This window comes from Faecalicatena contorta (genome assembly GCF_021531995.1).
GTDB classification, from domain to species: domain Bacteria; phylum Bacillota; class Clostridia; order Lachnospirales; family Lachnospiraceae; genus Dorea_A; species Dorea_A contorta_A.
The window spans coordinates 1-7,637 of record NZ_JAFBIZ010000125.1; the positions used below are offsets into that span (position 1 = coordinate 1).

The 7,637-nt window shown below is 42.9% G+C and carries 7 protein-coding genes; 1 reads left to right on the forward strand and 6 read right to left on the reverse strand.

Annotated elements, in window-relative coordinates; translation table 11 throughout:
- Positions 1-6: 6 nt before the first annotated feature.
- The 5 genes from radA to ald form a co-directional block, all read right to left on the reverse strand.
- Positions 7-1,362, reverse strand: coding sequence for a DNA repair protein RadA (gene radA / locus JQM82_RS13335; protein WP_235250867.1), 1,356 nt, complete (start codon positions 1,360-1,362; stop codon positions 7-9).
- A 65-nt stretch (positions 1,363-1,427) separates the two neighbouring features.
- Positions 1,428-1,841, reverse strand: coding sequence for an endosialidase (locus tag JQM82_RS13340; RefSeq protein ID WP_235250868.1), 414 nt, complete (start codon positions 1,839-1,841; stop codon positions 1,428-1,430).
- A gap of 93 nt (positions 1,842-1,934) precedes the next feature.
- Positions 1,935-4,373, reverse strand: a complete 2,439-nt coding sequence (locus JQM82_RS13345) for an ATP-dependent Clp protease ATP-binding subunit (protein WP_235250870.1) — start codon at positions 4,371-4,373, stop codon at positions 1,935-1,937.
- Positions 4,374-4,754 carry a GntR family transcriptional regulator gene (locus tag JQM82_RS13350; protein ID WP_235250874.1) on the reverse strand — a complete coding sequence of 127 codons (381 nt, stop codon included), beginning with the start codon at positions 4,752-4,754 and terminating at the stop codon, positions 4,374-4,376. It lies immediately after the preceding gene.
- 119 nt (positions 4,755-4,873) lie between these two features.
- A complete protein-coding gene (gene ald, locus JQM82_RS13355; RefSeq protein ID WP_235250871.1) occupies positions 4,874-5,992 on the reverse strand; it encodes an alanine dehydrogenase in 1,119 nt (372 codons plus the stop codon).
- Between the two features lie 289 nt (positions 5,993-6,281).
- On the opposite strand from ald, the gene JQM82_RS13360 reads away from it, so the two are divergent.
- Positions 6,282-7,139, forward strand: coding sequence for a MurR/RpiR family transcriptional regulator (locus tag JQM82_RS13360; RefSeq protein WP_235250872.1), 858 nt, complete (start codon positions 6,282-6,284; stop codon positions 7,137-7,139).
- A 102-nt stretch (positions 7,140-7,241) separates the two neighbouring features.
- Here JQM82_RS13360 and JQM82_RS13365 read toward each other — a convergent pair whose 3' ends face one another.
- Positions 7,242-7,577 (reverse strand): hypothetical protein, encoded by a 336-nt coding sequence (locus tag JQM82_RS13365; protein ID WP_235250873.1) that lies wholly within the window; start codon positions 7,575-7,577, stop codon positions 7,242-7,244.
- Positions 7,578-7,637: the final 60 nt, after the last annotated feature.

Sequence of the window (7,637 nt, forward strand, 5' to 3'; positions counted from 1 at the left end):
GTCTATTTATATCAGATTCATCGCCTGGTTCACAGATTTTACTCCAACGATTTCGATTCCTTCTACTTTTCCCACTGTTTTCACAGACACTTCCGGAATGACACAGGTCTTAAATCCCAGTTTCTTTGCTTCCTGAACTCTCTGTTCCGGCATGGTAACTGCACGAACTTCTCCGCTCAATCCTACTTCTCCGAACACAAGCGTATCCTCTGCAATCGCCTTATTCTTATAGCTGGACGCAATCGCCATCACGATCCCAAGATCCGCTGCCGGTTCACTCAACCGGATTCCGCCGGCAATATTGACATAAGCATCATAATTAGATAGAGGAAGGCCGACTCTTTTCTCCAGCACTGCCATCAAAAGATTCACGCGATTATAATCCAGCCCCGCCGCAGTTCTTCTCGGCATTCCAAAATTACTCCGGCAGACCAGCGCCTGTATCTCCATTAACATTGGTCTTGTTCCTTCTATGGCACAGGCTACTACAGAGCCGGAAGCATTCTCCGGTTTTCCGCTCAGCATAAATTCCGAAGGATTTTCCACCTCTTTCAGGCCTTCTTTCTGCATTTCAAATACGCCAATCTCGTTCGTGGATCCAAAACGATTCTTAACACCTCTCAGAATCCGGTAGGACGCATGCCGGTCTCCTTCAAAATACAGCACCGTGTCAACCATATGTTCCAATACCCTTGGTCCGGCCACAGTTCCTTCTTTTGTCACATGCCCCACGATAAACGTCGATATGTTCAGGCCTTTTGCAAGCTGCATCAGAATATTCGTCGATTCTCGCACCTGAGACACACTGCCCGGTGCTGATCCGACCTCTTCGTTATACATCGTCTGAATGGAATCAATTACAACCATGTCCGGTCTCTGTCTTTCAATCACACCACGAATCACATCCAGACTTGTCTCGCACAAAAGATAAAGACTGTCAGAAAAGCTGCCCATTCGGTTTGCTCTGAGTTTGATCTGTTTCAAAGACTCTTCTCCGGAGATATATAATACCTTTTTATTCATGGAAGACAGCCTCTGACACACCTGCAGAAGCAATGTTGACTTTCCGATTCCCGGATCTCCTCCTACCAGTACCAGAGACCCCGGCACGATTCCACCGCCAAGCACACGATCCAGTTCTTCGATTCCCGTTCGAACTCTCTCGTCCTCTTCCGTTGATACGCTGGACAATGTCACAACCTGTGCTTCTCTTTGTTCTTTCACATTTCCCGCCCTTACCGGTGTAACCTTTTCTTCCACAAACGTATTCCACTCTTTGCATGCAGGACACTGTCCCAGCCATTTATTTTCCTCATGTCCACAATTCTGACAGAAAAATATACTTTTCTTTCCTTTTGCCATCTGTCACTCTCTCCTGTTAAAAAGGGCTGCATTTTGCAGCCCTTTCGTTATCATATATAATCTGACTATTTTTTTACGACTTTAATCTCTACAGATCCGCCTGCTTCCAACTCAGCACTTACACTGAGCTTTCCACTCAGATTTGTCTTCATATCTCCGACATTCACATCATCCATATATACTACATACTCGCTGTCTGCTTCCAGCTCCAGAGTAAACTGAGCATCTTTCTCTCCGGATACTTTAAACGATACCACTTGATCGGTTGCCTTAAAATTCTCAACCGCAGTTCCGGGTACGGATTCATATACAAACATTCCGTTCTTTTCTAATTTTGTGATTTCGGAAAAAGTCTTAACCTTATATACGTCTCCCTGAAACTCAAATCCGTCGAGCTTAGTCTTGCTCCCCAATGTATAATCTCCAAAACTAAGTGTTCCGTCTGCCTCAGCTTTCAAAAGCTCTTTCACTGCTGCCATTAATTATTCCTCCTCAGGTTCTTCATTTGTAATAACCGTTCACTTCAACAGTAGTAATCAGTTATTATTGTACATTTATTATATAATAAATTATTATTGTTTTGTAGTCTTTGTGGTAAATTTAATTTCTTTTTTAGATACTCCTGCCACAACGTCCGAATCTCTCTGAATCTCTCCTGTCAAAACAGACTCTGCCAGCTTATCCTCCAGCTGATTCTGAACGGCTCTTCTAAGTGGCCTTGCACCATATTTCTTGTCCGTTCCGGTTTCTACAATATGCTTCTTTACAGATTCCCGGATGGTCAGACGGATTCCCAGCTGTTCCTGTGCACGTTTTGCGAATTCTCTGCAAAGCAATCCGACGATCTTTTTCATCTCAGCTTCAGACAACGGATGGAAGACCTGTATCTCATCAATTCGATTCAGGAATTCCGGACGGAAGATCAACTTGATCTCATTCATGACATTGTTCTTCATTCTCTTGTAGTCGCCGGCCGCATCTTCCTTTGTATTAAATCCCAGCTTCTTAGGATCAATAATCGCCTGCGCACCTGCATTGGAAGTCATGATGATCACTGTGTTGCTGAAATCCACCTTACGTCCCTGGGAATCCGTTATATGTCCATCATCCAGTACCTGCAGCAGAATATTAAACACATCCGGATGCGCCTTTTCCATCTCATCAAACAATACAACAGAGTACGGATGTCTTCTTACCTGTTCACTTAACTGTCCTCCGTCGTCATGCCCGACATATCCCGGCGGAGACCCGATCATCTTTGCCACACTGTGCTTTTCCATATATTCAGACATATCCACACGGATCATGGAATTCTCATCTCCGAACATCGCCTCTGCCAGTGCTTTCGAAAGCTCTGTCTTTCCAACACCCGTCGGCCCCAGAAACAGGAACGAACCAATCGGACGTTTCGGATCTTTCAATCCCACTCTTCCCCTCTTAATTGCTTTTGCAACTGCCGTTACGGCTTCATCCTGTCCAATCACTCTCTTATGAAGTGTCTGCTCCAGTCGATTCAATCTGGCACTCTCCGATTCAGCCAGCCTCTTTACCGGAATTCTGGTCCACTGCGATATCACTTCTGCAATATCATCCTCTGTAACAACAAGATTCTTTCCAGCATTTTTCTTCCGGAACTGTGTTTTCATCTTTTCCAGTTCACGAGTCGTCCTTTCTTGAACCGCATGAATATCAGCAGCTTTTTTCATATCGCCTTTCCGGATTGCCTCCTCCAGTTCCTTTGTAAAAGCTGTTAATTTTTCTTCCAGCCGATACATCTGCTCCGGAATCTTGAATCCTCTTAAACTCACCCTGGAACACGCTTCATCCAGCACATCGATTGCCTTGTCCGGCAGGAATCTGTCATTGATATATCTTCCCGACAGTCGCACTGCCGCTTCTCTGGCATCTTTCGTAATCTCCACACGATGATGCTTTTCATATCGTGGACACAGTCCGTTCAGAATCTCCATACACTGCTCCTGTGTAGGTTCTTCCACGGTAATCGGCTGAAAACGTCTCTCAAGCGCCGCATCTTTCTCAATATATTTACGATATTCTGCGATCGTTGTTGCCCCCATCAACTGGATCTCTCCGCGGGCAAGAGACGGCTTTAGGATATTAGAAGCATCAATTGCGCCTTCTGCACCGCCTGCACCGATGATCGTATGCACCTCATCCAGAAAAAGGATCACATTTCCTGCTGCCTTTACCTCCTGAATCAAATGTTTCATCCGCTCTTCGAACTCGCCACGATATTTGGAACCTGCAATCATGCCTGCAAGATCCATCGTATAAATTCTTTTATCTTTCATACTTTCCGGCACAATACCCTCTGCGATCTGCGCGGCAAGCCCTTCTATAATTGCTGTCTTTCCAACACCCGGTTCTCCAACGAGACAGGGATTATTTTTGGTCCTTCTGCTTAGAACCTGCATCAGACGGTCAATTTCTTCTTTTCTTCCAATCACCGGATCCAGCTTTCCCTCTTCTGCACGGGCAGTCAGATCCGTTCCATACTGTTCAAGCACTCCGTCTCTTCTTCTGCCATCCGTCATCGTCTCTTCCTGATAAAGCTTTGGATCGATCCCAACCGTCTCAAAGATATCCTGACAAAGTTTTTGAAGATTGATATTCAAAGTCAGAAGAATCCTTGCAGCTACACAGTCTGTATCCTGTAAAAGAGCCAGAAGCATGTGTTCTGTTCCAATCTTCTCGGATCGAAAACGTACCGCCTCCGTCTTGCTGTCCTCCAGAATATAGGACATTCTCGGGCTGATCTGAGGGTCACTTTTCACCTCTGTATTTCCTGTCGGAGAGATCAGTTCGCCCATTACTTTCCGAATGCGTTCTTCATCCACTCCATTTACTGACAGAATCTGCCCGGCAACACCGGTATATATTTTTTGCAGACCCAGAAGCAGATGTTCTGTTCCCACATACGGATGTCCCAGTTCCTTCGCAGTGTCTACGGCTATACGCAGCGCATCATTTGCCTGTTGTGTATAATTCATTTATGTCGTTTCCTTTCTATATTCATCAAATATCTCATCTACCAGCGCATGTACATCATCCCGCGTAATGTTCTTACAGCATCCTTTTGCAAGCAGAACCCGAAGCTGACCCTTCATCTTCATAAGTGCCTGCGCCTTATCTGCATCGATTGCGATCACCGCGCCTCTTCTTCGGTCCAGCTGAATAAACCCTTCCTGCTTAAGAATGGAATACGCTTTGTTCACCGTATGCATATTAATCCCGACTGTATCAGCCAGCTGCCTTACCGATGGAAGTGTATCCCCTTCCTGTATGAGGTTCATTGCAATTCCCATGATAATCTGGTTCTGCAACTGGACATAGATTGCTTCTTCACTGTTAAAATCAATTTCAATCAGCATCATATCACCTTTTTTCATTTGTTATACACTTAATATAACACATGTAAAAGGAGCTTACAACAAAAATTGTAAGCCCCTTTCGCAACTTTGAAGGAATTAAGTTTGGAAATCACTTTGTGTTAGCAGAGTGATCTGATATCAACATATTCATAGCAATCAAAACTGTCTGCTACGTTCTTACATGTCAGCTTGCCGTCATAGGTATTAATTGCAGAGTAGATAACCTCATTATCCTTGCAAGCCTGCTCCAGACCCTTGTTGGCAATCTGAAGACCATATGACAACGTTGCATTTGTAAGTGCAATTGTAGATGTTCTCGGAACTGCTCCCGGCATATTGCCGACACAGTAATGAACGACGCCATCCTCGATGAAGATCGGATCATCGTGATAAGTAACTCTTGTAGTCTCACCACATCCGCCCTGGTCAACGGCTACGTCTACGAATACTGCTCCCGGTTTCATCTCTTTGAGATATTTTTTCTTAAAGAGCTTTGGTGCAGCTTTTCCTGGAATCAGCACACATCCGATTACAAGATCAGCTTCTTTTACAGCTTTTTCAATATTAGCATCTGAGGAAACCAGTGTCTGAACACGAGCTCCAAACAGATCATCCAGATATGCAAGTCTTGGGAGGCTGATATCAAGGATTGTAACATTAGCTCCCATACCTACAGCAATCTTACATGCATTGGTTCCTACATTACCACCGCCGAGGATTACGATATTTGCCTTTGGAGTTCCCGGTACACCTGCAAGAAGAACACCTTCTCCTCCAAATCTCTTTTCCAGATATTTTGCACCTTCCTGGATACTCAGACGTCCTGCAATCTGGCTCATCGGAGCAAGAAGCGGAAGTCCGCCGTTTCTTGGATCAAACAGTGTCTCATAGGCAACACCTTTTACTTTTCCGTTCAGCAGTGCATCTGTCTGCGGCTTATCAGCAGCAAGGTGAAGATATGTATACAGAATCAATCCTTCATGGAATAACGGATATTCTTCCGTCAATGGCTCTTTTACCTTGATCATCATCTCAACCGTATCCCATACTTCTTTAGCAGTATCAAGTAACTTAGCGCCTGCTGCTTCATATTCAGCATCTGCGAATCCGGAACCTTCTCCTGCACTCTTCTCAATATAAACCTCATGGCCTGCATTCACATAGCTCTTAACATTATCAGGTGTCATACCAACTCGGAACTCATTGTTTTTAATTTCTTTTACACATCCAACTTTCACTTTTCATCTACCTCCTGATACAAAATAATTAGATTTTCAACTATACGATCCAGTCCTCTACTCTGAACAATATTTTTCACTTTTTTCTTTTGCTGAAGAATATTATTCATTTGTTTCTGGAATTATAGTATCACACATAATAATAATATGCAATAAAAGTTATTTTTTTCACGCAATCTTTTATTGCGTTAATAATATATCAATTGTACCAACAATTAAACTTGCATATTTTGAGAATTCATGGTTAAATAAATCATATGAAGACATGGGGCATCCTGGAGGAAAAAATATGAAAGAATTGAGAGAAACCATTCATAACGCCAATTTAACCAAAACTCAGAAAATGATTGCAAAATATATTCTGGATAATTCTGCTGACGCCTGTTTCATGACATCTACAGAGATCGCCCTGAAACTTGGAGTAAGCGAATCTTCGGTCATCCGTTTCAGCCGTTCTCTCGGATACAGTGGCTTTATGGACTTTCAAAAAGCACTGCGTAAAGATTACCAGGGCAAGGTTCTGAGCATCTCAAGCAGCATCACCGTACCGGCCCAACGGATTGCAAAGAGAGCAAAGTTTGAAAACAATTCTGACTATATCAATCGGCATTTCAAAAATGCAGCTAAGAATCTGGAAAATGTATTTACCCAGAACTCTATTCAGACCTTTGAAGAAGCTGCCGATATCATTATCGCAAGCAAACGTAAGTATATTGCCGCCTCCAGAGGGAATACCTGTCTCAGTGACTACTTCCTGTTATATCTGAAGCAGATGGTACCGCACGTAGCGCTGACGAACACAGCATGCCTAAGCCCAATTGATCACATGTGTAATATCTCCAAAGAAGACTGTCTGATTATCTTCAGTTTTCCAAGATATTCTTCTATTGATAAAATCACCGCACAGATGGCCCATGATGCAGGCGCTTCCATTATCGTCATCACCGATAAGCCAAGTGCTCTGCTTGCACAATATGCAACCATTCTGCTGACGGTACCCGTAGACAGCAATGCTTTTTTCAATTCCATGATTGCTCCTCAATTTGTATCAGAAGCTTTGCTGGAGACGATCAGCCATAAGGCAAAAGGCATCGAAAAACGTCTGAAAAAAATAGACAAATACCTCGGAGAGCTTGGAAATTATTGAATGCTTTCTTTGTTACTTCGGAATGTTGTCCATTTGTATATAATATGCAATAAGCCAGGGATCATATTACAAAATCCCTGGCTTTTTTATATTTTTCTACTATTACAAAAACAGGTAAGACAAAACAAAGAAAAATATTGCAAGTCCTTTCAGCATAATAGATGTCCACAGATAACCCGATGTCAAAAAACTGACTTCTTTTTTTCTTTGGATCATCGCAACTATATCTATTACCAAAAATACAATCAAAACCACCATCGCTCCAACAGTCAATGCGATTGCTTCTCCGTCGTCAGCCGCCCTGGAAGCTGCTAATCCAATCGTAAGAAGCATTTTCCATCTATATATTGCGAATATCATACATACAATGTTAAAAATTACATCAAATAAAATAATTCTTATGTTGATATCCTTCATATTACTTTCTTTCATTCTCATCTTCCCCTTCCTCCAATATTGAATCTTCTGGTTTTTCATGTACTCTTTCTTGTTATATAT